Consider the following 26,415-nt stretch of genomic DNA (forward strand, 5'->3'; position numbering starts at 1 on the left):
CAGCGCGCACCCAGCCGTGCGGGATGGTTCGTGGCGTTGTGCCTGGGTGCGGCCCATGGCAACGTCGGCGCCGAATCGCAACAGGGTTACGAGAGCAAACCCCTGCGCGAAACAGTGCCCGACTACAGCCAGGAACTGGAAGACGCCCATGTTTCGCGCCTACAGAACCTGCTGCGCTCCTACCACCGCGAACAGCAGGAAGCCGCCCATTCCCAGCCGACCGCCGAGGAACTCGATGCCCGGGTGCAGGCCAGCGAAGCGGCAGCCGGACTGGACCGCATCCCCTACAACGTCAGCAAGGTCTACCTGAGTGGTGTCGAAGGCAGCATGGCGCTGGCTGAAATCACGCGCCGCCTTGCCGATCCGGGCATTCCCGAGAGCCGCCGCGACAACAGCCCGGTATGCGCCATTCGCACCTACCTGTTCGGCAACCTGATAGCCGGCGAAAGCCGCAGCCTGCGCCCCGTGGGCAAGCATCACTACCTACTTAAGCACAACCTGCAGCCGGGCAAAACCACGCTCAGTATCGCCGGCCACAGCTGGGAAGTGCACATACCCGAGGACAGCCACAGCCAGGCCTACCTGATCACGCTGTACAAACCTCCCGGCACTGAACCTCAGTTCCACGTGTTCCCGGTGGCAGACCTGCTGGCGGCAGACGATGCCCACATCCCCGCCTGGCTGCCGAACGACCTGCAGATCAAGCGCCCTGGATGAAGCGTGACAACACCCCTTGGGGGCCAACGCCGGCAGCGGCGCTGGAGTGGCGTGCCAACGGTGAACCTTTTTCCACCCGTTTCGAAGACGTCTACTTCGCCCGGGACCATGGCCTGGAGGAAAGTCGCCACGTCTTCCTCCACGGCAATGACCTGCCTGCTCGCTGGCGGGGCTTCACGGGTGACAGCTTCTGCATCGCCGAAACCGGATTTGGCACCGGGCTGAATTTCCTGCTTACCTGGCAGGCCTGGGATGCGCTGGCGGAGCCGCGCCCGCGCCTGCACTATATTTCCATAGAGAAGTACCCACTGGATGCCCGGCAACTGGCGCGAGCACTGCGCCCCTGGACGGAACTGGCACCGCTGGCGGAGCAACTGTTCGCGGCCTGGCCAGGCCGTCTGCGCGGGCAACACCGGATCTGCCTGGCTGGGGGTGCGCTGACACTCGACCTGTGGTGGGAAGAAGCCAATGCCGCGCTGGCCGATCTCGCGTCCCATGGGCCGCTGGTGGACGCCTGGTATCTCGACGGCTTCGCACCATCACGCAACGGCCAGATGTGGCAACCTGAACTGTTCCTGGACATGTCGAGGCTGTCGCGGCCGCAAGCGACGGTAAGCACCTTTACCGCGGCCGGCGCGGTACGCAGGGGCCTGCAGGCTGCTGGCTTTGGCATGCGCAAGACACCTGGCTACGGCCGCAAGCGCGACTCTCTGACGGGTATTGCAGAAACTGTCGCGCGCCCTGCGGCGCACGTGGAAACACCCTGGGACCTGGCAGCCACCCCCGCATCAAGGCCAGAAACGGCACTGATTATTGGCGCAGGTCTCGCCGGCGCGACGCTTGCCCACGCCCTGGCGGCCCGCGGCGTAAAGGTCACCGTGGCGGACAGTGCCGGCATTGCCGGCGCAGCTTCAGGGAACGCGCAGGGAATCCTCTACACCCGCTTGTCACCGAAGCACTCCCAACTCACCGATTTCGCGCTGCAGAGCTTTCGTCATGCCAGCCACTTCTATCGCCAGTTGTTCGCCAGCGGGGTGCTTGCAGCAGACCGCGATGGCGAACTCTGCGGCAGTTTCCACCTGCATGAAAACCCGGCAGAGCTGGCGCAGATGCACGACCAGTTGCAGGGCCTTGAAGACCTCGCCAGCGTGGTGGACAGGAACCAGGCTACAGAGCTTCTGGGGGCGCAGCCGGCGGCAGCGGGCTACTGGTTCCCGGCGTCCGGCTGGCTGAATCCGCCGGCAGTTTGCCGGGGTCTGCTGCAGTCACCGGGCATCAATGTGCTGGAGCACTGCGGCAGCCTGCAGCTGGCGCGCGGCAGTGACGGCTGGAGAACGCAGGACGTCAACGGGCGTACCCTCGCGACAGCTGATGTCGCCATTGTCTGCACCGGGGTGGCAAGCCAGCTCTTCACCGGCCTGCACTGGCTGCCGATCCAGTCCATACGCGGTCAAACCACACTCATCCCGGCGGTACCGGGGAGCGAGGGCCTGCGCGCCGCAGTCTGTCACCGGGGTTACATCTCGCCACCGCGCCTCGGCACGCACTGCATCGGCGCCAGTTTCAAGCTGCGCGACCCGGACAGCGGCGAACGCGAGGCAGAGCACCGTGAAAACATCGACAAACTGATCGCCGCCCTGCCCCGGCTGGAGGCCGAACTGGGTGCACTGGACGTTCGGCAACTGTCTGGCCGGGTCGGTTTTCGCTGCGCCTCGCCGGACTACCTGCCCATTGCCGGTCCGGTACCGGACCGCACCGGGTTCTTGCAACAGTTCGCGTCTCTGCGTAAGAATGCGCGTCAGCTCGTCAATCAGCGAGGCAGTTACATGCCCGGTCTCTACGTCAGCACCGCCCACGGTTCCCGGGGGCTCACCTCCGCTCCCTTGTGCGCGCAGGTCCTCGCCTCTGCAATCTGCCATGAGGCGCCACCGCTGTCCCGGGAATTGTTACGTGCGCTCTCGCCCGCCCGTTTCCTGATACGCGACCTGTCGCGAAACCGTATCTGATGCGCCGCGCTCCCCTCATACTGCTGTGCCTGCTGTTGTCACTGCCGGCGGCTGCCGTTGAACAATATGGCTACCGTGTACTGGAGCGCAAACCCCACGACCGTGCCAACTTCGTCCAGGGCCTGGAAATCCAGGACGGCAAGCTGTACGTCAGCTCCGGGAACTACGGCCAGTCGCGGCTGATGCGCTACGACTTCGCCAGCGGCGAACTGGAAGTGAGCAAGCGGCTGCATCCCAGACTGTTCGCCGAGGGGCTGACCCTGTTCGGTAATTCTATCTACCAGCTGACCTGGCGCGAGCGCCTGCTGCTGGTGTTCGACCGCGACACCATGGAACCGCTCAGGACCCACCCCTTGCCCGGTGAAGGCTGGGGCCTGACCAACAACGGCGAGCACCTGATCTACAGCGACGGCAGTGACCGCCTGTTTTTCCTGGACCCGGCGACGCAACAGTTCGCGCGCACGGTGACCGTCACCGAGAACGGCCGGCCGCTGCGCCGAATCAATGAGCTGGAGTGGATCGACGGAAAAATCTGGGCCAACGTCTGGCAGACCGAGCGTGTAGTCGTGATTGACCCTGACACCGGCGTGGTTACCGCCAGCATCGATCTCCGTGACCTGCTGGCTACCAGCGACCGGCGGGGCGACACCGACGTACTCAACGGCATCGCCCGTGACCCTGTCGACGGCGCCATCTGGGTAACAGGCAAGCGCTGGCCCTGGCTCTACCGGATTGAACTGGTGAGTAAAAACCGGCCGCCGTCGGCTGAATCGCGCTAGAATAGCCCCCTTCGTTTTTTTCCACAGAGACCACTGATGAGTATGCCACTCCCCGAGGCACATGACGCCTTTGAACCCGTACGCCAACACCGTGTCGACGCACTGAACCTGACGGTACAGGAGTTCCGACACCGCGAAACCGGGGCGATGCACTATCATCTTGCCGCCAGCAGCAGTGAAAACGTGTTCCTGGTGGCGTTGCGCACGGTGCCGGAGGACTCCACCGGGGTCGCCCATATACTTGAGCACACGGCGCTGTGTGGCAGTGAGCGCTACCCGGTCCGCGACCCCTTTTTCATGATGCTGCGCCGCTCACTGAACACGTTTATGAACGCCTTCACCAGCTCGGACTGGACCGCCTACCCCTTTGCCAGCCAGAACCGCAAGGATTTCAGGAACCTGCTCGAGGTCTACCTGGACGCGGTGTTCTTCTCCCGGCTCGACCCGCTCGATTTTGCCCAGGAAGGCCACCGCGTGGAGTTCGCCAGCGCTGACGACCCGCAGAGTGAGCTGGTGTTCAAGGGCGTGGTATTCAATGAAATGAAAGGCGCCATGAGCTCCATACCCAGCGTGCTGTGGGGAAAACTGTGTGAGCACCTGTTTCCCAATACCACCTACCACTACAACAGCGGCGGTGAACCCGAACACATTCCCGACCTGAGTTATGAGCAATTGCTGGCTTTTTACCGCAGCCACTACCATCCCACCAATGCTATTTTCATGACCTTCGGTGACATCAGCGCCGCCGAGCACCAACAGGTATTCGAAGAGCGCGCGCTTCACCGTTTCACGCGACAGGACCTGCGCATCCAGGTTCCCGCGGAGCAACGCCTGCCCAGCCCACAGCGGGTGCACGATCGCTATGCCTTCGACGACGGCGACGACCTCAGCAACCGGACTCACCTGGTAATGGGATGGATGCTCGGGGAAAGCACGGACCTGGAGCAGATGCTGGAAGCACAGCTGCTGTCCAGCGTACTACTGGAGAATAGCGGCTCGCCATTACAGCAGGCGCTGGAAACCACGTCGCTTGGCCAGGCGCCCTCGCCGCTCTGCGGGCTGGAGGACTCCATGCGCGAAATGGTTTTCGTATGCGGGCTCGAAGGCAGCGAAGCCGAACACCGGGATGCTTTCGAAGAAATGGTGCTGGACGTATTGCAGGACCTGGTCGAGAACGGCGTCGGCCACGACAGGCTGCAGGCGATTCTGCATCAACTGGAGTTACACCAGCGCGAGGTCAGCGGCGACGGCTACCCCTATGGGCTGCAGCTTATCCTGCAGGCGCTGGGCTGCGCCACACATTACAGCGACCCGGTGCCGATGCTTGATATCGACCCGGTCATGGCAACGTTGCGCGAACGCATCGAAGACCCGGATTACATCAAGCGACTGGCACGGCAACTGCTGGTAGACAACACGCACCGGGTGACCCTGGTGATGGAACCGGACCAGACACTCTCCAGCGAACGCATGCGTCGCGAGCGCGAGCGTCTCGCCGCGCTGCGCGCCGGGATGAGTCCTGCCGACGAACAGGCCACCATCAAGCTGGCGAAGGACCTGGAAGCACGACAGCAACAGCAGGACGACGACAGCATCCTGCCGCGCGTCGAACTGGCGGACGTGCCGGCGAGCCTGCCCGAACTGGCGTACCGTGAACACGACCTCGGCGGCGTTAACCTGACCACCTACGCACAGGGCACCAATGGCCTGGTGTACCAGCAGGTGGTCAGCCCCCTGCCCGCCATTACCGAATCCCAGCGCAGGGTGCTGCCGCTTTACAGCAGCTTCCTCAGCGAACTGGGCCTGGGCGACAGTGGTTATGCAGAAACCCAGCATCGGCAATCGGCCGAGGTCGGTTCCATCCACGCCTTCACTTCGATGCGCGGCGCCGTGAGCGACGCCCAGTCGCTGCGGGCGAACTTTGTGCTGTCCTCCAAGGCGCTGCTGCGTAACCTCGAGCAGCAATCACAACTCATGTCAGACACCCTGCACAGCGTGCGTTTCGACGAGGTTGCGCGCATGCGCGAACTGGTCAGCCAGCAGCGTGCTCGCCGGGAGCAATCAGTGACCGGCAACGGACACGGCCTGGCCATGGCCGCCTGTTGCGCCGGCATGAGCCCGCTGGCAAAACTCAACCACGAACTCAGTGGACTGGCGGGAATTCGCCAGCTGCGCCAGCTGGACGAATCCCTGGATGCTGCGGATGCAGCGGAGGCGTTTGCGGCGGAACTGGCGTCGTTACACCGCCAGGTGACCGCGATGCCACGTCAGCTGCTGGCGGTGGCGGAAGCGGACGCGATCGATGATGTTGTCAGCACCGCAGCCAACACCTGGAACACGATAGATCCAGTGGACACCGCTACATTCAGCGCAGTGCCGGTGCAGGAATCGCGCGCCGAGTTCTGGGTCGCCAATACGCAGGTGAATTTCTGCGCGCGCGCTTACCCCACCGTGCCTGTAGGCCACCCGGACGCCGCGGCGCTGACGGTATTGGGTGGATTCCTGCGCAACGGCTTCCTGCACCGCGCAGTGCGTGAACAGGGCGGCGCCTATGGCGGCGGCGCCTCCCAGGACTCCAGCATCGCAGCGTTTCGCTTCTACTCCTATCGCGATCCACGGCTCGCAGACACGCTCGCTGACTTTGATGCATCAGTCGCCTGGCTGCTGCGGGAGAAGCATTCCGGCCAGGCGCTCGAAGAAAGCATACTGGGCGTCATCGGTAGTCTCGACAAACCCAGCTCTCCTGCCGGCGAAGCCAAACAGCATTTCCACAACAGGCTGTTCGGCCGCAGCCATGCGCAACGCGAAGCCTTCCGCCAGCAGATCCTTGCGGTGACGCTGGAGGACCTGCGACGCGTGGGCGAAACCTACCTGCGCCCGGAGCGGGCCAGCACTGCGGTGGTCAGCAACACCTCTACACTGGACAACAACGCCACACTGGTGGCTGAGCTGGGCCTGAAAGTAGAGATGTTGCAGCCCGGACGTTAGCGAAAGGGGCGTTTTTTAGCACGCTGTTCGCGGCTGGCCGACAGCCGCTCCATGTCAGCCTGCTGTTCCGGCGTCAGGATGGCATAGATCTCGGCAGTGGCTTCAGTCATGCTGTACGAAGTGCGTGCCGCGATCTGTCCAAGCTCGTCGCTGAGGCGGCGCGCTTCATCGGCGTCGAAGTCTGCGCGCATGTCCCGCAATGCAGTACGGATTTCACCCATACGCTGGTGGTCTGCGCTGGCATCCGCGCGACGCTGCTCCAGTATGGCCTCCACCTGCTGCTGCTGCGTAGCGTTCAGGTCGAGCTTTTCCGTCATGTGCTGCAACATGCGCTCGGGACTGTGTCCGCCGGGCTGGGCCATCGCCAGCGTGGCAGTGGACAGGGACAACACGCCAGTCAGCAACGCGCCGCCAAACAGTGTTTTCATTGATGTTTTCATCTGTGTCTCTCCTCATGGGGCTGTTAACAGGCGCCACCTGTTTGTGAACGCCGTGACGATTACTCTAGCGACGGACCCTGTTAAGCTCTGCACGGCCGCGGTAAAGAATTGTTAACGACGGGTGACATGGGTAAAGGCCGCGTTCACAATTGCGCTATGGAATCACGTGTACTGCTGGTCGATGACGACCAGGAACTCTGTGAACTGCTGGCGGACTATCTGCAACAGCAGGGCTTTCAGGTGCACGCCGTGCACGACGGCGACACAGCACTGCCAGAAATCGAAAGACAAGCTTACGACGCCGTGGTGCTCGACATCATGCTGCCGGGAACACAGGGGCTGGACATACTGCGCAAGCTGCGCGAGTCCAGCCACATCCCGGTAATCATGTTGACTGCGAGGGGCGAAGACACCGATCGCATAGTCGGCCTGGAACTGGGCGCCGATGATTACCTGCCCAAACCCTGCAATCCCCGCGAACTGGTAGCAAGGCTTCGTGCTGTACTCCGGCGCAGTGGCGGCGAAGACAACAGGGGCACATCCGCTGCCGTGGAGATAAGCGCCGGCGACACCCGGCTGAACAGCGCCACCCGCGAAGCCAGCCATGGTCAACACAACCTCGCCCTGACCAGTGCCGAATTCAACCTGCTGCGCCTGCTGGTGTCGCGGGCCGGCAGGGCCGTGGACAAGGAGACGCTCAGCCGCGAGGCCCTGGGCCGGCCGCTTTCGGCCTATGACCGCAGCGTGGACGTGCACATCAGCAAAATCCGCCGCAAGCTCGCTGCCGCTGGCGCCACAGACCTGATTGTCAGCGTTCGGGGCCAGGGCTACCAGTTCGCTGTGGACGCCTCCGCCTGATGCGCGCGTCCCTGTTCCTGAAAATCTTCCTCGGCTTCTGGCTGGTGATCATCGCCGTTCTGGGCAGCTGGCAACTGAGCAGCCAGTACTTCGAATCGCGCGTGTTCAGCGAAGCCCCCGGCGAGCGCGAAAAAGGGCCACCCCAGCGGCAGGTGCTGCGCCTCATATGGGCACTGGAGAACACGCCGTCGGCACAACTGGGGGCGCTGGTGCGACGCGCCAATGACCAGGACCGACGCGCCGAGGTCTGGTTGCTGGACGCACAGGGTCTGGACATCAACGCCCGACCGGTGCCGCAGGAGGTGCAGGCTGTGGCTGAGCGCCTGCTGCACGGCAGCCGCAGGGCATTTGAACCGGGCAAACGGCGGCACGTATTTGCCCATGTCATCAACAGGCCGGGTGCAGAGAACTGGCGCCTGGCCATAGCGCGGCCCGCTCCCCGCTCACGCTTTCTCGGCGCGCTGGGCACCAGCCCCGGGCTGCGCCTGCTACTGGCAGCACTGGTGAGCGGCCTCGCCTGCTGGTGGTTGTCGAGGCTGCTGACCAATCGCCTGCAGGCCCTGCGCGCAGCTTCGGGCCAACTGGCCAGTGGTGACCTCAGCGCGCGCATCAGCGTACGCGAACGCGGTGGCGATGAAACCGACCAACTGGCGCGGGATTTCAACAGCATGGCAGACCAGTTGTCACAGCGGATGCAGGCGCAGAAACAGATGCTCGCGGACGTGTCACACGAATTGCGCTCGCCACTGGCACGCCTGCGGGTAGCGCTGGCGCTGGCCCAGGACGCAGATGGCAAGCGGGATGATTACCTGCAACGCATGGACAAGGAAACGGCCCGGCTGGAGGAACTCATCAGCCAGCTGTTGAGCAGCCAGCAGCGCGACCTGTCGATGGACAGGCATGTGGACCTCGTCCGCCTGTTGCGTGACCTGTGCGCCGACGCCAGCTTTGAGGGGGCCAGCGAGAACAAGCGCGTTGTGCTTGCAACCCAGGCGCAGCAGGCGGTCATTGCCACCCACGAGGACCTGCTGCTGAAAAGCTTCGACAATATCATCCGCAACGCCCTGCAACACACCCCGGCTGGCTCCACGGTGACAGTGGCACTGACGGCGGACAAAAACAGTATCGAGGTCAGCGTCGAGGATCGGGGACCAGGACTGCAGGAGGCAGAACTTCAACGTATTTTTGAGGCCTTCTATCGCGTGGACAAAGCGCGCTCGCCCGGCCAGGGTGGTTACGGGCTGGGGCTGGCTATCGCCAAACGGGGAATTGAGCAGCACGGGGGCACGCTGCGCGCAGCCAATACCCCAGCGGGCCTGCGCGTGACTGCGACGCTGCCGCTGAAGTCCTGAAAACGGTGTCTGTCGCCCGCGCTAGTGCTAAACTTGCGCGTCTTACACGGAGTGAAACCGCAATGCTTGAGATACATCCTGTGGCCGGCGCCCTGGGCGCGGAAATCCATGGCCTGGACCTGTCTGGTGATATCGGACAGGAGGACTTTCTGCGTATTCGTAAACTGCTCAACGAATACCAGGTGATCTTTTTTCGCGACCAGCAGATCAGCCCGGAGAACATGCGCGCGCTGGCCCTGTCTTTTGGGCCGGTGCAGACGCACCCGGCCTATGACACGGTGGCCGGCTTCCCGGAGATCACCATTCTCGAGAGCACGCCGGAAAAGCCGACACGGATCGAGGCATGGCACACAGACATGACCTTTCGCCAGCATCCGCCCATGGCCACCATGCTCAAGGCCGATATCACGCCACCCAAGGGCGGCGACACGCTCTGGTCCAGCATGACCGCGGCCTATGACGCCCTCTCCTACCACATGCAGAAATTCCTCGAGGAGCTCAACGCGATTCACGATTTTTCCTGGGGCTTCAAGGAAAGCCTGGCCGAGCCCGGCGGCAGCGAACGCCTGGCCGACGCGGTAGCCGCCAATCCCCCGGTGCGTCACCCGGTGATTCGCACTCACCCGGAAACCGGCAAGAAGGGCATCTTCGTCAACGCACTGTTTACCACCCATATCGAGGGACTGCGGCCGCGGGAAAGCCAGGCACTGCTTGAATTCCTGTTCCAGCACGTCACCACCGACGAATTTACCTGTCGCTTCCAGTGGCGGCCTAACAGCCTGGCAATCTGGGATAACCGCTGTACGCAGCACAAGCCGGTCAACGACTACTTCCCTGCGCACCGGCGCATGGAACGCATCACCATTGACGGCGACAAGCCCTACTGAGACCAAAGCGCACATGAGCGAAACCTACCTGCTACCACCGCGACTCACCGATGACAGCGGCCAGCCACGACGGGCCGGCTTTGAATTCGAGTTCGGCAACCTGCCGATTACCGCCACCGCCCGCTCCCTGCAGCAAGCGCTGGGTGGCGAGCTGGAAGATATCTCGCCGTTTGAAGCCGTTATTCACGAGTCGCAACTGGGCAGGCTCAAGGTCGAGCGCGACGCCAACCTGCTCAAGTCAACACGCTACCGCAAACTGCTGGAAACCCTCGGTGTGGAGTTCACCCCGGGGTCACTCGCCCACGAAATCGAGACCAATATCGATAGCGCCAGCCGTATCCTGATTCCCTGCGAGGTGGTCACCCAGCCGGTCGCCTTTGCCGACATGGCAATGCTGGACACCCTCGTCGACACCCTCAACCAGCTTGGCGCCGAGGGCACGCAGCATTCCATCATTTACGCCTTTGGCCTGCATATCAACGCATCCATACCTTCCCGGGACAGCCTGGATATCCTGCGCCACCTGCAGGCCTTTCTGCTACTGCATGCCTGGCTGGTGGACATGGCGGGAACAGACCGCACCCGTCGCTACCTGACGCCGTACATTGACCCGTTCCCCCAGCACTACATGGAGCACGTGTTGCAGGTGGACTACCAGCCCGACACGGACCAGTTGATAGACGATTACCTGCACTTCAACCCGACCCGGAACCGGGCCCTGGACATGCTGCCGATCTTCTGCGATCTGGACCGTGAGCGCGTGCTTGCCGGGCTGCCTGCGGATGAGCGCAAGCTGGTGTCAGCACGGCCGGCATTCCACTACCGCCTGCCCGACTGCAAGGTCAACGTGCCGGGCTGGTCTGTGGCCACGCCCTGGAATCACTGGGTATTCATCGAGAAGCTGGCCCATGACAGCGCACTGCTGGAACGGTTGATAGCGCACTGGCAGGAGCACTACGCTGACTTCAAGCTGGCGCAGAATACGCGCTGGGTAAGGCACCTCACCTCACTGATTGCCGAGCAATACCTCACCGATAAATGACCCCGGACACGAAACCCCTTATCGGCGTGACCGGCCCCGTCAACGGCGGCCTCGCGGCCTGGCTGATGACCGCGCTGGCAATTCGTCGCGCTGGCGGCAGGGCCTGCCGCTTAACAGCCGAGCGACCCGGCGATGCCGACCAGCTCGACGGTATCGTCATCGGCGGCGGCACCGACGTCGATCCGTTTCACTACGGCGAGGAACCCCTGCAGGCGGATGCCGATCGCGGTCGCACCAGCATACTGGACTGGACCGTGGGGCTGCTGGTGTCGGCCATGCGTGCCGTATTTGCCCGCCACGATCGCGAAACCCAGAATTTTGACCCCGAGCGCGACAAGCTGGAACAGACACTGATTCGGCATGCCCTGTACGCGGGCAAGCCCCTGCTGGGCATCTGTCGCGGCGCGCAACTGATCAACGTCACCCTCGGTGGCACCCTGTACCAGAGCATCGAGCACTTCTACCAGGAGGGTACATCCAACCCGCGCAGTATCCTGCCGCGCAAGACCGTGGCCCTGGCCCCGGGCAGCCGCCTGCGCACATTGCTGGGCAGTGAACACGCCCGGGTAAATGCCTTGCACGAGCAATCGATCCGCGATCTGGGTGACGGCCTGGTAGTGAGTGCACGCGAGGAAAACGGTGTCATACAGGGTATCGAGCGACAAGGTTCCCAACTGGTCCTGGGCGTGCAGTGGCACCCCGAATACCTGCCGCAGTATCGGCCGCAACAGCGCCTGTTCCAGCAGCTGGTGCACGCGGCAAAGGCGCGTTAGGCGTGGAAGCTTATCTCGGCCTGTTTGCCAGCGCCTTTCTGGCTGCGACCCTGCTGCCCGCCTACTCCGAAATCCTGTTCGCCGGTCTGTTGCAGGCGGGTTATGACCCGCTGTTACTGCTGGCGTGGGCTTCCGCCGGCAACACGCTGGGGGCAGCGGTCAACTGGCTGCTCGGCAGGTACCTGCTTCACTTCCAGGATCGCAAATGGTTTCCGTTCAAGACCGACAGCCTGGGCGCCGCCCAGCGCTGGTTCAACAAGTGGGGAGTATGGTCGCTGCTGCTGGCCTGGATGCCGATCGGCGGTGACGCGCTGACCTTTATCGCCGGCATGATGCGTGTGCGCTTCTGGCTGTTTTTCCTGCTCACAGCGGTGGGCAAGACCGCCCGCTATGCGATATTGCTGGGCGCTTTCGACCTGCTTTACCCGGGCTGAGCGCTGTCGCTCAATCGCGCCCCAGTATCAGCGCGCCCGTCGGCACACCGACACCGCTACTCACCAGCACATGCTCGACAGCCTTGTCGGGCTGGCCGGTGGATTCCCCGCGCACCAGGCGCACGCCTTCGGCAATATTGTTCATACCGTGGATGTAGGCCTCGGAGATCAGGCCGCCGTGGGTGTTATTGGGCAGGCGGCCGTCCCTGTCGAGGGCGCCGTCACGGACCATGTCCTTGCCCTCGCCAGGCCCGCAGAAACCGAAACTCTCCAACTGCATGATGACCTCGGAGGTGAACGCATCGTACAGGCAGGCGGCGTCGATATCGTCGGGGCCCAGTCCCGCCATCGCATAGGCACGCTCTCCCGCCAGTTGCATTTCAGGCAGGGATGTCAGTTCCTCGCGATAGAAACTGGTCATCTCTTCCTGGCCACGGGTGGAAGCCTGGCTGACACCGCGAATGATGGCGGGCTTGCGTTGCAGGCTGCGGGCGCGATCAGCAGAAGTCACCAGGATAGCGCAGCCGCCGTCAGTCTCCTGGCAGAAATCGTACAGGCACAGGGGTGAGGCGATGGGGTCTGACGCCAGGTAAGTCTCCATATCCAGCGGCTTGCCATAGCCATAGGCACGCGGATTCTGCTGCGCGTAATTGCGTTGCGAAATAGCCACCCGCCCCAGGTCCTCCCGGGTTACGCCGTACTCATGCATATACTTGTTGGCGATCATGGCGATCCAGCTGCCTGGTACCAGCATGCCGTAGGCCATATACCAGGAGTAGTGGATGTAGGAAGAGGTAATGATCTGGCCGGAGACGCCCTGCCCCATGCGCTTGCCGGAACGCCCGTTCATGGCGCGGTAGCACACCACGTTTTCCGCCTGCCCGCTGGCAACCGCCATCACCGCCTGCAGGATCGTGCCCACGGCAGCGCCGCCGCCGTAGTGCACGCGGCTGAAAAACGTCAGGTCACGGGCGCCGACGGCACGCGCCACGTCCACCTCCTCGTTGTGATCGAGGGTATAGCTGACCAGGCCGTCTATATCGCCGGGGCTGATACCGGCGTCGTCACAGGCCGCCACCACACATTGCGCGGCCAGGCTGAGCTCGGATACGCCAGAGGATTTGGAGAACGGCGTCACGCCGATTCCGGCAATGGCCGCCTGGTCCTTGAGTGAAAACGTCATGCTGTCGCCCCCGTCAGGCGGAACACGGGCAGTTTGAAGCCATCCGGGTCGGTGTGAATCACCATTTCCACCGGCAGGCCGAAATCAACTTCCTGCGGGTCACACTGCACCAGTTGGGAGGTCACGCGGGTACCCTCTTCCAGATCAACCAGCACGATAACCAGCGGGTAGTCGTAGCCCGGAAACTGCGGGTGGGTCAGTACCGTGAAGCTGCAAATCGTGCCGCGCCCGCTGGCCTCAACCGCATCCCATTCAAGGGAGCGACACTCGCCGCACATGGGCTGCGGCGGGTGACGCAGGGTCTTGCAGCCGCGACAGCGCTGTATCCCCAGCTTGTCCTCGGCGGCCATCTCCCACCACCAGGCATTGTCCGGGCCCAGGGGCGGCTTGATGCGAGAGGGCTGCCCGGCCACGCCTTACACCTCCAGCGCGCGAAAGCCGAGGGAGTCGTCCTGCGCCAGCAGCTGACCGAGTTTTTCCAGCTGCTGCGAGGCGTTACCCAGTGAGTAACTGATCTGCTTGGCCAGCAGGTAAAAACGGTGAATCGGGTATTCCACATCCGCGCCCATGCCGCCGTGCAGATGCTGTGCTGTGCACACCACACGGTGGGCGGCGTCACAGGCCCACCACTTGGCGGCACGCACTTCCGCGCGCGCGTCCAGGCCCTCGCTGAGCCGCCACATCGCCAGCCAGTAGGTTGAGCGGATACCCTCCACGTCGATATAACTGTCGGCCATGCGCATGGCCAGGGCCTGGAAGCTACCCAGGGGCACACCGAACTGCTTGCGCTCGCTGACGTAGGCCGCGGTGCGCTTCATCGCTTCCTCGGTGACGCCGACCTGCATCGCGCAATGACATACGTTGGCGCGCTGCTCCAGCCAGTCGAGAATCTCATCGCCCTGGCCATCGGCGCCCAGCAGGGCATCGCTGGCTATACGCACGCCCGCCAGGGACAGCTGCGCTACGCGCTCGCCGGAAATACCGACGGTCTCCGGCGTCACCGTCACGCCGCTGGCACGGGTGTCGACCACAAACACGCTGTAACCGGACTCGGTCTCCGCCGGCACCAGGATAAAATCGGCCACGCCCCCATCGGGCACGGCCGCCTTGTCGCCGGCAAGCGTCCAGCCGTCTGCATCCCGGGTCGCTTTTACCGTCGTCGCCAGCGCACCGGGCATGCCGATGTCAGCCACCGCGGCGCTGAATTTTGCCTTCCCCGTGGCCATGGGCTCGAGCCACTGCGCCTGCTGCGCCTCGGAGCCAAATTCCGCTATCGGCAGCCCGCCCAGAACCAGTGTTGCGTAAAGCGGCACGGGCGCGACGCGGCGCCCCTGCTCTTCCAGAACCATGCACAACTCAACCAGCCCCAGGCCACTGCCACCAGCCGCTTCCGGAACGGCTATGCCCAGCAGCCCCTGATCCGCGAGGGTCTGCCACAGCTGATCATCGTAGGTCTGATCACCGCGGGAGAAAGCGAGCAGGAACTCGTCTGTCGCCCGGTCAGTAAATATCTGGTAGGCCAGTTCGCGGATCGCGGTCTGGTCTTCGGTGAAATTAAAGTCCATAAGCTTGTGCCTCAGTGTTGCCTGACCATCGTGGCCATATTGCGTGTGTATTCGAGTCTCGATGCATCGGGGTGTTCGAGGAACAGCCCCCGGTAAAACATGGTGGTCAACAGCTCCGCGAACTGCTCAACCGTCAGATCCGCCTTGCGCAGGGAGTCACTGCGGTTGATGAAATACTCCCGCAGCAGCCCTTCGCCGATGCCGGCCAGCGCATACACCACCATCAGCGCCTGTTGCGGCTGGAACTTCACCTCGGGAAACATCCTTGGCATCAGCTCCACCAGCCACATCAACTGGGCCCGGTAGGCATCGCGCAGCATGCGCCCGAACTCCAGGTCCTCGTCTGCCAGCTGCAGCAGGCAGCGCATCACGCCCGGGCGCTGGGCGTAACTGCGCACCACCAGCAGGTTGTGCGCATAGATCCTGCCGTACCAGTCCCCCGGCTCAACGCCTTTCTCGATAGCTTGCGCGTCTTCACTGGCGCGGGCGAAATCCGTGAGCACCTCAACCGTGAGCGACTTGAGGTCCTTGAAGTAATGGTAGAACAGCCCCTGGGCCACACCGGCCTCGCGGGTGACATCAGCAATGCGCATGCGGTGAAAACCGTCGCGCTCCAGCACCGTCAGGGCTGCACGCATCAGCTTGGCGCGCGCCTTCTCCCCGCGGGGACTGAGCGCCCGCTGGTTTGCGTCTGCACTGTGTGTTGCCTTGACCATGACAATAAATTAGTTGAATTTGAATTCAATTTCAATATTATTGTTGGAGATAGATACGAGGAGCAGACACATGTTTGTCGATTACACCGATGCCCAGAGAGAACTCCGCCGTGAGTTCCGGGCTTACTTCAGCAATCTGATCAAGCCTGAGTACCGCGAGGAGTTGCGCAACGCGGAAAGCGGCGACCTGTACAAGGAACTCATTCGCCAGCAGGGTAAAGACGGCATGCTCGCCGTGGGCTGGCCCGAAGAGTACGGCGGCCGTGGCCTGAGCGAGTCAGAGCAATTGATTCGCTACGAGGAGTCGCTGCTGGCCGGGGCACCCACCCCGTTTGTCACCCTGAACACAGTCGGCCCTTCGATTATCAGCCGGGGCACGGAAGAACAGAAAAAACGCTTTCTGCCGGGCATCGCCGCAGGTGAACTGCACTTTTCCATCGGCTACAGCGAGCCCAGCGCGGGCACTGACCTCGCGGCACTGACGACCTCAGCGGTGAGGCAGGATGACCACTACCTGGTCAATGGCAGCAAGGTTTATACCAGTGGCGCGGAAGGCGCCGACTACATCTGGCTAGCCGCGCGAACCAACCCCGATGTTCCCAAGCACAAGGGCATATCCATCCTCGTGGTAGACACCAAGGACCCGGGGTTTTCCCGCGGTGATATCAACACCATGGGCGGTGTGCACACCAACGTCACCTATTACGAAAATATCAAAGTGCCGCTGGATATGATTATCGGCGAGGAGAATGGCGGCTGGCGCCTGATCACCGAGCAGCTCAACCACGAACGTGTGGGCCTGGCTGCCTGGGGTATACAGGGCTGGAAGCTGTTCCATGATGCCCTGGCCTGGGCGCGCAACACCCGTGGCGCCGACGGCAAGCGCGTGATCGATGAGCCTATCGCCCAGCGCAACCTGGCCGAGGTGTACGCGCACCTTGAGGCCATGCGGGTAATGAATGCCCGCATGTCCTGGTCACTGGACCAGCAGGAAATGGATGCGGTATTCCCCTCCGCCATCAAGGTTTACTCTACAGAGATCATGCTCGAGATCTGTCGCCTGCTGATGGACGTCGTGGGACCTCACGCATTGATTGCCGCGGGCAGCGAGGGCGCGGTACTGCATGGCAACCTGGAGCACGAACACCGCCGGGCCACAATCAATACCTTTGGCGGCGGCGTGGTGGAAGTGCTCCGCGGTCTCGTGGCGACCCATGGCCTGGGCATGCCGCAGCATCGATAGGAAAACTGTTTGGCCACAGTCGCCCGACCAGGGCCTGCGGCACCAAAAGATAACGACACGGTGATTTCCTTGACGGCCCGCTATAGCGGGCCCGTTACCGGGAACAATAAAAGGGATCTCAGGATATGACACCAGAAGAGCAGAAAGCCTTCGAGGACAAACTCTACGCCTACGTGGGCGTTGAAGTGTGTTCTCGAAAACCGGCAAAGGACGCGGTCAACGAGACCATGATCCGCCACTGGACTGAGGTAATGGGTGACAACAACCCCGCCTACACGGATGCACAGTGGGCGGCCCAGAGTCGCCGCGGCAAGACCATCGCGCCGCCGGCGATGATGTATGTATGGAACCAGGAAGGCTACTCCGTCGCCAGCACCGGTCGTGCTTCAGACCCGCAGACGGACATGGTAGAGATGTTGACCGAGCACGGCTTCACCGGCGTGCTCGGCACCAACGTCAAGCAGGAATATTTCAAGGAGGCCAGCCCCGGCGACACCGTGTACGTGGAAATGGTTATTGACAACATTTCCGAACGCAAGGCGACCGCAAGGGGTGCCGGCTACTTCTTCGAAACCCTGGCCACCTTCAGTGACCAGAACGGCGATAAACTCGGTACCCAGCGTTTCCGGGTGCTCAAGTTCATTCCGCAGGAACAGCCTGCCGCCGCCGCAGCGGACGACAAGCTCGAAGTCCCGACTCGCATCCCCTCCCCTCGCGGCCACGACAACGGCTGGTGGTGGAATGCCGTGGATGAAGGCAAGGTACTGATACAGCGCTGCACGGACTGCCAGACCTTGCGCCATCCGCCGAGACCGATGTGCGGGGAATGCCAGTCCATGGCCTGGGACTCGATTGAGTCCACCCTTGATGGCGAAGTCATGAGCTTCACCTGCCTGCGCCATCCAAAGATACCGGGCTACCCGGCAGACCCCATCTGCGCAGTAATCAAACTGGCTGAGGGCACCAACATCGTCTCCAACGTGGTCGGCTGCGACTTCGAGGACGTGCACATCGGCATGAAGGTTACCGGCAAGGTGGAACAGGTCGATGAAAAGACCATGCTGCCGCAGTTTTACCCGGCGCAGGCAGGAGCATAACAATGAGTGCAGCAGTGACAGAGTACAAGACATTGCATGTCGCCGACGTCAGCGTGGGCGACAAACTTCCATCCCTCGACATCGATGTGACCAGCGGTCTCATTGTGGGCGGTGCACTGGCCACGCGGGACTTTGAACCCGTGCATCACGACAAGTCTGTGGCCCAGGCCGCCGGATTGCCGGATATCTTCATGAACATTCTCACCAGCCAGGGGCTGATGAGCCGCTTCGTCACCGACTGGAGCGGCCCGGAAGCCGTGATCAAGTCTCTCGACGTGAAACTGGGTGCGCCCAACCTGCCCGGGATGGTGATGACCATCAACGGGGAAGTCACCGCATGCGATGCCGCCACCGGCGTGGTCGAGGTCGCGGTAACGGGTGAAAACAATATCTGGGGTATGCACATGCAGGGCAGCGTGCAAGTGGCGCTGCCACGGGGGGATCAGGCATGACGGCAAATATCAGGAACAAGTCTGTCATAGTCGGGGTTGGCAACACCGCGTTTTCCAAGGATTCCGGTGTATCGGAACTCAGCCTCGCGGTGCAGGCCATCAAGGCGGCATTGGACGATGCCGGCCTGAGTCCTGCTGATTTGGACGGGTTCGCCACCTTCACCCTGGACCACAACGACGAGATTGAGGTGGCCCGAACGCTGGGCTGCGGCGACCTGACCTTCTGGGGGCGGTCACACTACGGCGGCGGCGCCGCTACCGGCAGCCTGCACCAGGCGGTGATGGCTGTCGCAACCGGTATGGCCGAGTGTGTGGCGGTGTTCCGCGCACTCAACGGACGCTCAGGCCAACGCTACTCCCAGGGTGTGTCCGGCAATATCCTTACTGCAGACGCCATCCACTGGGGCTGGTACATGCCCTACGGCTTGCTGACCCCGGCCTCCTGGACCGCGATGCTGACCCAGCGCTGGATGCACCAGACCGGCGTGACCAAGGAGGCGATGTTCGAGGTGGCCAGCACCACGCGCAATTATGCCGTCAACAATCCCGCGGCGTTTTTCTACCAGCAACCGCTGTCGCGTGACGATTACTTCAACGCGCGCATGATCGCCGATCCCCTGCAGCTGTTCGACTGTTGCCAGGAAAGCGATGGCGGCTCCTGTGTCATTGTCACCACACCAGAGCGTGCCCGCGACCTGAAACAGCCCGGCGTTGCCGTACGTGGGGTGGCCCAGGCCGCAGGGGAAGAACAAGAGCAGATGACCTCGTTCTACCGGGAGGAGCTGGCGGCTATTACCGAGCACCGTATCGCCGCGAAGAATTGTTATGCGATGGCCGACCTGACCCCGGCGGACATCGATGCCGCCGTGCTGTATGACGCCTTCAGCTCCAATGTGCTGCTGCAGTTGGAGGCCTGGCAGTTTTGCGACTATGGCGAGGCCGGGGAGTTTGTTCTGGGCGGTGCCCTGCGACCCGATGGCCGCTTGCCCACCAACACCCATGGCGGACAGCTCTCCGAGGCCTACATTCACGGCGTCAATGGGCTGGTAGAGGCAACCAGACTGGTCCGCGGCCAGTCCGTGAACCAACCGGACAAGCAGGTTGACCACGTCCTGGTCACCTCCGGTGTCGGCATTCCCACCGGCGGCGCGCTATTGGGCAGGCTGGACTGAGCACAGGTCAGGCGCGCTGTCGGCAACGGCACGCGCCGCAAGGTCATTAACGGCCCGGCCAATATAACAGGTAAACGCTATGTATTATGGTTGGCGCATCGTTGGCAGCGCGTTCACGGCGCAACTGTTTGTTATCGGTTTCTTCACCTATGCAGTAAGCCTGTTGGTGGAACCGGTGCGTACGGAATTCGGTGTATCGCTGGAACAGGTGATGTACAGCCTGACGGCGGCGACATTTCTGGGCCTGTTTTTGCAGCCGCTGGGCGGCGTACTGATTGATCGCTATTCGATGCGCGTGTTGATGTCGGCAGGCGCCCTGCTCTATGCAGCAGGGCTGTATGCCATCAGCGCCAGCACCAGCATCTGGCAATACATCGCCTTCTTTGCCCTCACCATGGCACTGGCCAATACGCTGACCGGCGCGATGTCGGCATCGGCCGTCATCTCCCGGTGGTTCACCGCCAGTCGCGGCCGCGCCCTGGGCATTGCCGCCATCGGCACCTCTGTCGGCGGCGTGGTGATTCCCGCCCTGATCAGCCACTGGCTCGACAGCCACAGCTGGCGCGGCGCACTGGAGAACCTGTCACTACTGGTGCTGGTGGTCATGTTGCCCGTGGTCATACTTGGCATTCGCAGTGCACCTGCCGACGTGGGCCTGCAGGCAGAGCTGGATCCACACGCCGCGACCGGCGCCGCGGACCAGGACATGGGCATGGGCGCAATCCTGCGTATCCCGGCGTTCTGGTACATCGGCCTGAGCCTGGGCCTGCTGTTCAGCGCCTACACCTCGGTGCTATCAAACCTGACGCCCTATGCGATCGACCTGGGGAGTAGCAAGGAACAGGCGTCCACCCTGATTATGGCAGTGGCCATTACCGGTTTTATCGGCAAGATTCTGTTCGGCCTGGCCGCCGACAAACTCAGCCTGCGCTCGGCGCTCTGGCTGGCGCAGGCGCTGGTGGCTGGCGCTTTCCTGCTGCTGGCGCAGGCTTCTTCGCACCCGCTGATGCTGCTGGGAGCATCCATCCTGGGGCTCGCCGCCGGGGGCATGCTGCCGGTCTGGGGCGCGCTCATGGCACAGGTTTTCGGTTTACTCAGCTACGGTCGCGCGATGGGCCTGATGGGCCCATTGATTACCCTGTGTGTCATGCCGGGTTTCACTATCATTGGACGCCTGTACGACAACCTGGGCAGCTACACACCTGGCCTGTACCTGTTCACCGGTTTCTGTGTCGCGGCGGCGCTGATGATCCTGCCACTGCGCCTCGATCACGCCCGCCGCAGCTGAGACTCACAAGGCATCAAGCTTAACGACGCGCAGCTGCGGGGGTTCGCTGTCCGCAGCCAGCTGATAGCGAATGGCCAGCAGGCCCTGTTCACGCCCGCCCGTATCCAGCCAGTTTTCACCGGGAGGCCGAACGTGCGACACGACCAAACGGTAGCGGCCATTGGCGGTCACTATCTGTTGGTCGTTAAGGGCACTCTGCTGAGCGCTGCCACCGAGAGACTGCAGCCACCGATTCTGCAAAGAAACCGACCAGTACGGGGCGTCGGGCACCTCACCCTCTATCACCAGCGCTTCATCCGCGGCCAGCTTGAACCAACCACCAAAGTACTGGTTGTCGAAGGTCGGGTAAAACACGCCACCGAAATCGGCGCTGTAGCGTGCTGGTGGTTCAGTCGTATTTGGCGCGTCTGCCAACATGTCCGCCAATGCGACGGCACCGTCCACCGTGGCATTAAAGAAACCGGTGGCGGCGCGCAGGCGCTCGGCAACAACCGCGTCGGTCATCGGCGCAGGCACAGCAGCGGCATCGAGATTCCGGATGCTGAAGCGCGCAGTCTCGCTGTCTTTGCGCTCATGGTAGTACTGGCGCACCATGACCATGTGCACGTCCTCTTCCAGTTGCAGCCAATCCTGCCCGTCCGCGGGGGGCTCCGCACTGAGCAGAATACTGAAGTCTCCCTGCTCATCGAAGCGTAACGAGGCGCTGGACAGGTTTGCCGCCGCCCTGTTCCAGCCGTTAAGCTGCCGGCCGTAAAGCATGAACCCGAGGTAACGCGCAGCGCCGCGATTACCGCTGATCCGGTAGCGATATTCATGGGAGATTTCCGCGGTGTGGTAGATCGCATCGGGACTGTCACCGAGGAAGCGTCGATAGTCACTCATCCAGTCGGTGAATTGCGGGACCTCGCGGTCCCCCCTGGCCAGTTTCATTTCCAGGGATGCGGCGGCGAGTTGCGAAAGATACTGCAGGCCCTCGGTTTGTTCCGGCGCCGGCACCTCGCCCTGGTAGATGCGCGCGGCAGCCGCCTCCAGGCTGACGGTAAATTCGCGCCACGCCTGCGCCGCATCGCTGTGCTGCGCCCACTCTACCGGAGGCAGCTCGATCACCTTGCGGGCATTGAGTGAACCGAGCCCGTAGGCACCCAGGCACAACAGTGCCGCCAACAACAACAATCCCGCGTTCTTCATCTTTGACCTCGCTGCCACGCGTCCCCGCGCTGACTACATGTAGATAAAAATCAACTCATAGATCACCGCGGGACGCTCGTCCTGCCCGACCACGTGGATATGTTGCTCCATCACCATCTTGGTGCCCTTGGCGGTGGCACTGACTTCCTTGATGCGGCTGCGACTGCGTATGCTGCAGCCGACCGGCACGACGCCGGTGAAGCGCAACTTGTCGGAACCGTAGTTGAGCATATTATTGAAACCAGTGACCTCATAGGTGGTCTCGCCGCGCATTTTCGGCATCAGCACCAGGGTAAGGAAACCGTGGGCCACGGTGCAACCGAACGGGCTGTCGGTTTTGGCCTTTTCCGGATCCGTATGCAGCCAGTAGTCGTCACCGGTGAGCTCGGCAAACTGGTTCACCATCTCCTGGGTAATCTCCACCTCGCTGCTCCATGGCCCGAATTCCTCCGCCACCAGTTCCTGCATGCCCTCGATATCGTCATATCGGTATGTTTTCATCGCCATCTCTCCCGTGCTGTTAAAGGCCCTGTATTCTACGTGGACCAGTATCGCCCGCGAGCCTGTACCGGCACACGCGGCGCCCTGGGCTAACCAGCTAAACCGTTGTCCCGTATCGGTTTTCCGCGCTGTAGCCAGAATGCTGAAAGCGGCACAATACGCCCACGTTTATGGCGCAATCTGTCATTGCTCGCTGCGGGAGCTGGAGTAGACTGTGCGCCTTGTCATTTTCCCTTTGGCGCCCCGGCGCCCAGTCAACGAGGTTTGATCATGCCCCAAGCACTACGCGAAGCCGTCATAGTAGAAGCCGTCCGCACGCCCATCGCCCGTGGTAAACCCGGTGTAGGTGACCTGCACGGATTTCACGCGGTTGAACTGCTGGGCCTGTCGCTCGCTGAACTCATCAAACGCAGCGGGCTGGAATACAGTGACGTGGATTACATCGCCGGCGGCTGTGTCACCCAGGCGGGTGAACAGGCCGGTAACATCGTACGTAATGCCTGGCTCAACCTGGGCAAGGATTACACCGCTGGCGGCACCACGCTGGACAACCAGTGTGGTTCTGCGCAAACGGCCAACCACATGATTTCATCCATGATCGGCAGTGGCTCCATCAATATAGGCATCGCCTGCGGGGTGGAGGCCATGAGCCGGGTCGGGCTGGGCATGAACGTCTACAACGGTCCGGGCTACTTCGTGCCGGAAAGCTGGCCCTGGGATTCAACACCGGACCAGTTTTCCAGTGCCCAGCGCATCGCCGACAACCGCGGCATCACCCGTGAAGAAGCAGACGACCTGGGCTTCCAGTCCCAGCAGCGGGCCGCGCAGGCCTGGGCCGAGGGTCGCTTTGATCGGGAAGTATTCTCGGTGGAGGCCCCGATTCTCGGCGAGGATGGCAAGCCCACAGGCGACACACGCACAGTTAGTCGCGACCAGGGCCTGCGCGAGACCACGCGCGAGGGGCTTGCCGAACTGAAACCCGTGGGCAACGAGAACTTCATCCATACGGCCGGCAATTCCTCGCAAATTTCTGACGGTTCCGCCGCCCTGCTGTGGATGACAGCGGAAGAGGCCAGGGCCCGCGGCCTGAAGCCCCGCGCACGTATTATTTCCGACGTGGTAGTCGGCACCGACCCATACTACCTGCTGGATGGCCCGGTGGATGCCACCGCGAAGCTGTTCGCAAAAACGGGTATGAACATGGGCGACATCGACCTGGTTGAAATCAACGAGGCCTTTGCCGCCGTGGTACTGTCCTGGGCCAAGGTGTACGACGCTGACCTGGACAAGGTCAATGTGAATGGCGGCGCCATCGCCCTTGGCCACCCCGTTGGCTCAACCGGCGCACGACTCATTACCACTGCGCTGCATGAACTGGAACGCGCCGACAAGAATACAGCACTGATTGCCATGTGCTGCGGATCATCCGTTGGCACCGGAACCATCATCGAGAGAATCTAAGGAGAGTTTCATGGGAGACCTGAACGGAAAAGTCGCCGTCATCACTGGTGCCGGTCGCGGCCTGGGGCGCGAGGAAGCGATCCAGCTGGCCAGGCAAGGCGCACGCGTGGTGATAAACGATATCGGCCTGCCCGATGCGCAGGAAGCGGCAGAGTCGGCTGTTGAGGAAATCAAGGCCTTCGGCGGCGAGGCGATTGCGGTATACGGTGATTGCGCAGACAGCACCGACGCTGAAAATCTGATGAAGCAGACCCTGGAAACCTTTGGTGACATCAACATCATGGTCAACAATGCAGGCTTTTGCCGCGACAAGACCATCTTCGGCATGTCGGATGAGGAGTTCGACTCGGTAGTGCGCGTCCACCTGCGCGGACACTTCGTCAATATGCGCAATGTCACCGCCTACTGGCGCGAGAAAGCGAAACAGGGCGACGAGGTCTACGGGCGCCTGATCAGCACCTCATCCGAGGCGGCTTTTTATGGCTCCGCCGGGCAACCGAACTATGCCGCCGCCAAGGCTGGCATCATCGCCATGACCATGGGTGCGGCGCAACTGTTGATCAAGTACGGCATCACTGCCAACGTGATCATGCCCCGCGCACTGACCGACATGACCGCCGGGGGCCAGACTGCAGACCTGTTCGCACCACCCGAGGGCGGGGGCTTCCATGCGTTTGACCCGGCCAATGTCGCGCCACTCGTCGGCTACCTGGCATCGCCTGAGGCCGGCAAGATTTCCGGTGAAGTTTTTGTGGTCTGGGGCAACCAGGTACAGGTTGCGCAGCGCCCTACCCTGCGCGATGCCTTCGTCAACCCCAAGGGCGAAACCAGGTGGGAACTGGAAGACCTGCACGAGACCATGGCCAGCCACTACGACGACAATTACATGCCGGTGTGGGGAGGTTTTTCCGTACCGCCGGTTTAGGCGACTACCCGGGAGCCATCATAACAAGCTCACGCATCGCGGCCATCCACTGTGAGACCGGCATAACATTAATAAAACAGGCTCCATCCCTGCCCGGGGGGGGGAGCCTGCATTGTCACCGAAAATCAATTGCGGCCCGGCGTGCCCATTCAGCTGCAGCACCGTGATTGGTTATTCGCACAATGATCAGTGAAGGCTTGTGCACATGAATTCGAACCCTGCGGTGCTGGCCGTGGTGCCGTCGACGTCCTATGCTGCAATGAATTATCAGCAAGAGGCCGTGTTATGAATCATGCCGCCACCGCGCAAACGGAGCTGGATCTGCAGGCCCTGACGGGGCAACGGCTGGGCCCCTACAACAGTTTCAACCCGGTAAGTCGCGTGCAGATATGGCAGTGGTGCAGCGCCATGGGAGACCGCAATCCGCTGTATCTCAATGAGCGTTATCACGCCGAAGCCGGCATCGACGGCCCGCTGGCACCGCCAGCGATGATGCAGATGTGGACCATGCGCGATGTGAATATGCAGTATGCGCCGGGCTCGACTGACGCCGCCCCTTACCAGGTATTTGATACGCTGAGCGATCACGGCTTCCCGGCCAACGTGGCGGTGAGCTATGACATCAGCTTCCATCGCTACCTGCGTGAGGGCGAGCGCGCCCACCACTACACCACAGTGGTGAATATCAGTGACCTGAAAACCACGGCTCTCGGCGAAGGCCATTTTGTGACCGAGCGTGTGGAGTACCTCGACCAGGATGAGCAACTGTTCGCTGAAGCCCTGATCACCTATCTGCAGTATCGGCCAGCGGCGACTGACCAGGAGCAGCCGGAACCGCAAAGCCGGAATACGGAAACTACGGCCAGCGAAGTTACGCCGGCATCGTCATGGACGCCGGATTTCAATGACCTCGACCGCACGCTGCTCACCGAGGGCAAGGCCCTGCCCAGCCTGTGTATCCCCATCACCCACAAGCTGATTGTCAGCGGTGCGGTGGCGACACAGGACTTCATCGATGTGCACCATAACGCCCCGGCCGCGCGGGCAGCAGCGATGCCCGACATCTTCATGAATATACTGACTACCTGCGGGCTCTGTGCGCGCTACCTGAGTGACTGGGCTGGTCCGGCCAGCAGGCTGCAAAAGCTGAGCCTGAAACTGATGGCACCCAACGTACCCGGGGACACCATGGAGATGCAGGGTCAGGTGAGCGCCATCCACGAGGGCAGCGTCGAGGTGCAGTTTGCCGGGCGCAACGGCCGCGGGTTCCATGTAACAGGCGCCGCCACGCTAATCATGTAATTATGCCCGGCCGCCTCGCAACGGGGCCGGGTGCAACAACCACACC

The 26,415-nt window shown here is 62.3% G+C and carries 25 protein-coding genes; 18 read left to right on the top strand and 7 right to left on the bottom strand.

Going from position 1 to position 26,415, the window contains the following annotated elements; translation table 11 throughout:
* Positions 1–30 precede the first annotated feature (30 nt).
* Genes F0M18_RS05320 through F0M18_RS05335 form a run of 4 tightly spaced genes read left to right on the top strand, consistent with a single transcriptional unit; the run spans position 31 to position 6,490 of the window.
* A complete protein-coding gene (locus F0M18_RS05320) occupies positions 31–717 on the top strand; it encodes a hypothetical protein (RefSeq protein ID WP_149610368.1) in 687 nt (228 codons plus the stop codon).
* On the top strand, positions 714–2,723 hold the full coding sequence (gene mnmC, locus F0M18_RS05325; protein ID WP_149610369.1) for a bifunctional tRNA (5-methylaminomethyl-2-thiouridine)(34)-methyltransferase MnmD/FAD-dependent 5-carboxymethylaminomethyl-2-thiouridine(34) oxidoreductase MnmC: 2,010 nt from the start codon (positions 714–716) through the stop codon (positions 2,721–2,723). Before F0M18_RS05320 ends, mnmC begins: the two co-directional genes overlap by 4 nt.
* Complete coding sequence (locus F0M18_RS05330; RefSeq protein ID WP_149610370.1) at positions 2,723–3,502, top strand: glutaminyl-peptide cyclotransferase; 780 nt, start codon at positions 2,723–2,725, stop codon at positions 3,500–3,502. Before mnmC ends, F0M18_RS05330 begins: the two co-directional genes overlap by 1 nt.
* A 36-nt stretch (positions 3,503–3,538) precedes the next feature.
* On the top strand, positions 3,539–6,490 hold the full coding sequence (locus F0M18_RS05335; protein WP_149610371.1) for an insulinase family protein: 2,952 nt from the start codon (positions 3,539–3,541) through the stop codon (positions 6,488–6,490).
* On the opposite strand, the gene F0M18_RS05340 is transcribed toward F0M18_RS05335, so the two are convergent.
* Positions 6,487–6,930 (bottom strand): Spy/CpxP family protein refolding chaperone, encoded by a 444-nt coding sequence (locus tag F0M18_RS05340; protein ID WP_149610372.1) that lies wholly within the window; start codon positions 6,928–6,930, stop codon positions 6,487–6,489. The two genes, F0M18_RS05335 and F0M18_RS05340, sit on opposite strands and share 4 nt — an antisense overlap.
* A 156-nt stretch (positions 6,931–7,086) precedes the next feature.
* Between F0M18_RS05340 and F0M18_RS05345 the strand changes: the two genes are divergently transcribed.
* The 6 genes from F0M18_RS05345 to F0M18_RS05370 all read left to right on the top strand — a co-directional run bounded on the left by F0M18_RS05345 (position 7,087) and on the right by F0M18_RS05370 (position 12,276).
* Positions 7,087–7,788, top strand: coding sequence for a response regulator (locus tag F0M18_RS05345; protein ID WP_149610373.1), 702 nt, complete (start codon positions 7,087–7,089; stop codon positions 7,786–7,788).
* On the top strand, positions 7,788–9,140 hold the full coding sequence (locus F0M18_RS05350; protein ID WP_149610374.1) for an ATP-binding protein: 1,353 nt from the start codon (positions 7,788–7,790) through the stop codon (positions 9,138–9,140). The genes F0M18_RS05345 and F0M18_RS05350 overlap by 1 nt, the downstream gene beginning before the upstream one ends.
* Before the next feature lie 62 nt (positions 9,141–9,202).
* The gene (gene tauD / locus F0M18_RS05355; protein WP_149610375.1) at positions 9,203–10,027 is read left to right on the top strand and encodes a taurine dioxygenase; all 825 of its coding nucleotides are present in this window, start codon (positions 9,203–9,205) and stop codon (positions 10,025–10,027) included.
* Between the two features lie 13 nt (positions 10,028–10,040).
* Positions 10,041–11,069, top strand: a complete 1,029-nt coding sequence (locus tag F0M18_RS05360; RefSeq protein ID WP_149610376.1) for an amidoligase family protein — start codon at positions 10,041–10,043, stop codon at positions 11,067–11,069.
* A complete protein-coding gene (locus F0M18_RS05365; protein WP_149610377.1) occupies positions 11,066–11,842 on the top strand; it encodes a gamma-glutamyl-gamma-aminobutyrate hydrolase family protein in 777 nt (258 codons plus the stop codon). Before F0M18_RS05360 ends, F0M18_RS05365 begins: the two co-directional genes overlap by 4 nt.
* Before the next feature lie 2 nt (positions 11,843–11,844).
* Complete coding sequence (locus F0M18_RS05370) at positions 11,845–12,276, top strand: YqaA family protein (protein ID WP_149610378.1); 432 nt, start codon at positions 11,845–11,847, stop codon at positions 12,274–12,276.
* A gap of 10 nt (positions 12,277–12,286) precedes the next feature.
* On the opposite strand, the gene F0M18_RS05375 is transcribed toward F0M18_RS05370, so the two are convergent.
* The 4 genes from F0M18_RS05375 to F0M18_RS05390 are packed head-to-tail and all read right to left on the bottom strand — an operon-like array spanning position 12,287 to position 15,662.
* Positions 12,287–13,459, bottom strand: coding sequence for a lipid-transfer protein (locus F0M18_RS05375; RefSeq protein ID WP_149610379.1), 1,173 nt, complete (start codon positions 13,457–13,459; stop codon positions 12,287–12,289).
* Complete coding sequence (locus tag F0M18_RS05380) at positions 13,456–13,872, bottom strand: Zn-ribbon domain-containing OB-fold protein (RefSeq protein ID WP_149610380.1); 417 nt, start codon at positions 13,870–13,872, stop codon at positions 13,456–13,458. Before F0M18_RS05380 ends, F0M18_RS05375 begins: the two co-directional genes overlap by 4 nt.
* A gap of 3 nt (positions 13,873–13,875) precedes the next feature.
* Positions 13,876–15,024 carry an acyl-CoA dehydrogenase family protein gene (locus F0M18_RS05385; protein ID WP_149610381.1) on the bottom strand — a complete coding sequence of 383 codons (1,149 nt, stop codon included), beginning with the start codon at positions 15,022–15,024 and terminating at the stop codon, positions 13,876–13,878.
* Between the two features lie 11 nt (positions 15,025–15,035).
* Positions 15,036–15,662 (bottom strand): TetR/AcrR family transcriptional regulator, encoded by a 627-nt coding sequence (locus F0M18_RS05390; RefSeq protein WP_188109602.1) that lies wholly within the window; start codon positions 15,660–15,662, stop codon positions 15,036–15,038.
* A gap of 148 nt (positions 15,663–15,810) precedes the next feature.
* On the opposite strand from F0M18_RS05390, the gene F0M18_RS05395 reads away from it, so the two are divergent.
* The 5 genes from F0M18_RS05395 to F0M18_RS05415 all read left to right on the top strand — a co-directional run bounded on the left by F0M18_RS05395 (position 15,811) and on the right by F0M18_RS05415 (position 20,992).
* Positions 15,811–16,983 (top strand): acyl-CoA dehydrogenase family protein, encoded by a 1,173-nt coding sequence (locus tag F0M18_RS05395; protein WP_149610383.1) that lies wholly within the window; start codon positions 15,811–15,813, stop codon positions 16,981–16,983.
* 125 nt (positions 16,984–17,108) lie between these two features.
* On the top strand, positions 17,109–18,080 hold the full coding sequence (locus F0M18_RS05400; RefSeq protein ID WP_149610384.1) for a bifunctional MaoC family dehydratase N-terminal/OB-fold nucleic acid binding domain-containing protein: 972 nt from the start codon (positions 17,109–17,111) through the stop codon (positions 18,078–18,080).
* A 2-nt stretch (positions 18,081–18,082) separates the two neighbouring features.
* Positions 18,083–18,532 carry a MaoC/PaaZ C-terminal domain-containing protein gene (locus F0M18_RS05405; protein ID WP_149610385.1) on the top strand — a complete coding sequence of 150 codons (450 nt, stop codon included), beginning with the start codon at positions 18,083–18,085 and terminating at the stop codon, positions 18,530–18,532.
* Positions 18,529–19,704 carry a thiolase C-terminal domain-containing protein gene (locus F0M18_RS05410; protein ID WP_149610386.1) on the top strand — a complete coding sequence of 392 codons (1,176 nt, stop codon included), beginning with the start codon at positions 18,529–18,531 and terminating at the stop codon, positions 19,702–19,704. Before F0M18_RS05405 ends, F0M18_RS05410 begins: the two co-directional genes overlap by 4 nt.
* Positions 19,705–19,783: 79 nt before the next feature.
* Positions 19,784–20,992: an MFS transporter gene (locus F0M18_RS05415; protein ID WP_149610387.1), complete on the top strand. Its 1,209-nt coding sequence runs from the start codon at positions 19,784–19,786 to the stop codon at positions 20,990–20,992.
* Positions 20,993–20,995: 3 nt separating this feature from the next.
* On the opposite strand, the gene F0M18_RS05420 is transcribed toward F0M18_RS05415, so the two are convergent.
* A complete protein-coding gene (locus tag F0M18_RS05420) occupies positions 20,996–22,180 on the bottom strand; it encodes a DUF1214 domain-containing protein (RefSeq protein WP_149610388.1) in 1,185 nt (394 codons plus the stop codon).
* 33 nt (positions 22,181–22,213) lie between these two features.
* Positions 22,214–22,681, bottom strand: coding sequence for a MaoC family dehydratase (locus F0M18_RS05425; protein ID WP_149610389.1), 468 nt, complete (start codon positions 22,679–22,681; stop codon positions 22,214–22,216).
* A gap of 270 nt (positions 22,682–22,951) precedes the next feature.
* Here F0M18_RS05425 and F0M18_RS05430 point away from each other — a divergent pair, with 270 nt between their 5' ends.
* The 3 genes from F0M18_RS05430 (at position 22,952) to F0M18_RS05440 (ending at position 26,369) form a co-directional block, all read left to right on the top strand.
* Entirely contained in the window at positions 22,952–24,142 is a 1,191-nt protein-coding gene (locus tag F0M18_RS05430; protein WP_149610390.1) for a steroid 3-ketoacyl-CoA thiolase, read from the top strand.
* A gap of 10 nt (positions 24,143–24,152) precedes the next feature.
* Complete coding sequence (locus F0M18_RS05435; protein ID WP_149610391.1) at positions 24,153–25,067, top strand: SDR family NAD(P)-dependent oxidoreductase; 915 nt, start codon at positions 24,153–24,155, stop codon at positions 25,065–25,067.
* A gap of 285 nt (positions 25,068–25,352) precedes the next feature.
* Positions 25,353–26,369 (top strand): FAS1-like dehydratase domain-containing protein, encoded by a 1,017-nt coding sequence (locus F0M18_RS05440; RefSeq protein WP_149610392.1) that lies wholly within the window; start codon positions 25,353–25,355, stop codon positions 26,367–26,369.
* Positions 26,370–26,415: the final 46 nt, after the last annotated feature.

This window comes from Pseudohalioglobus sediminis (assembly GCF_008370495.1).
GTDB lineage: Bacteria > Pseudomonadota > Gammaproteobacteria > Pseudomonadales > Halieaceae > Halioglobus.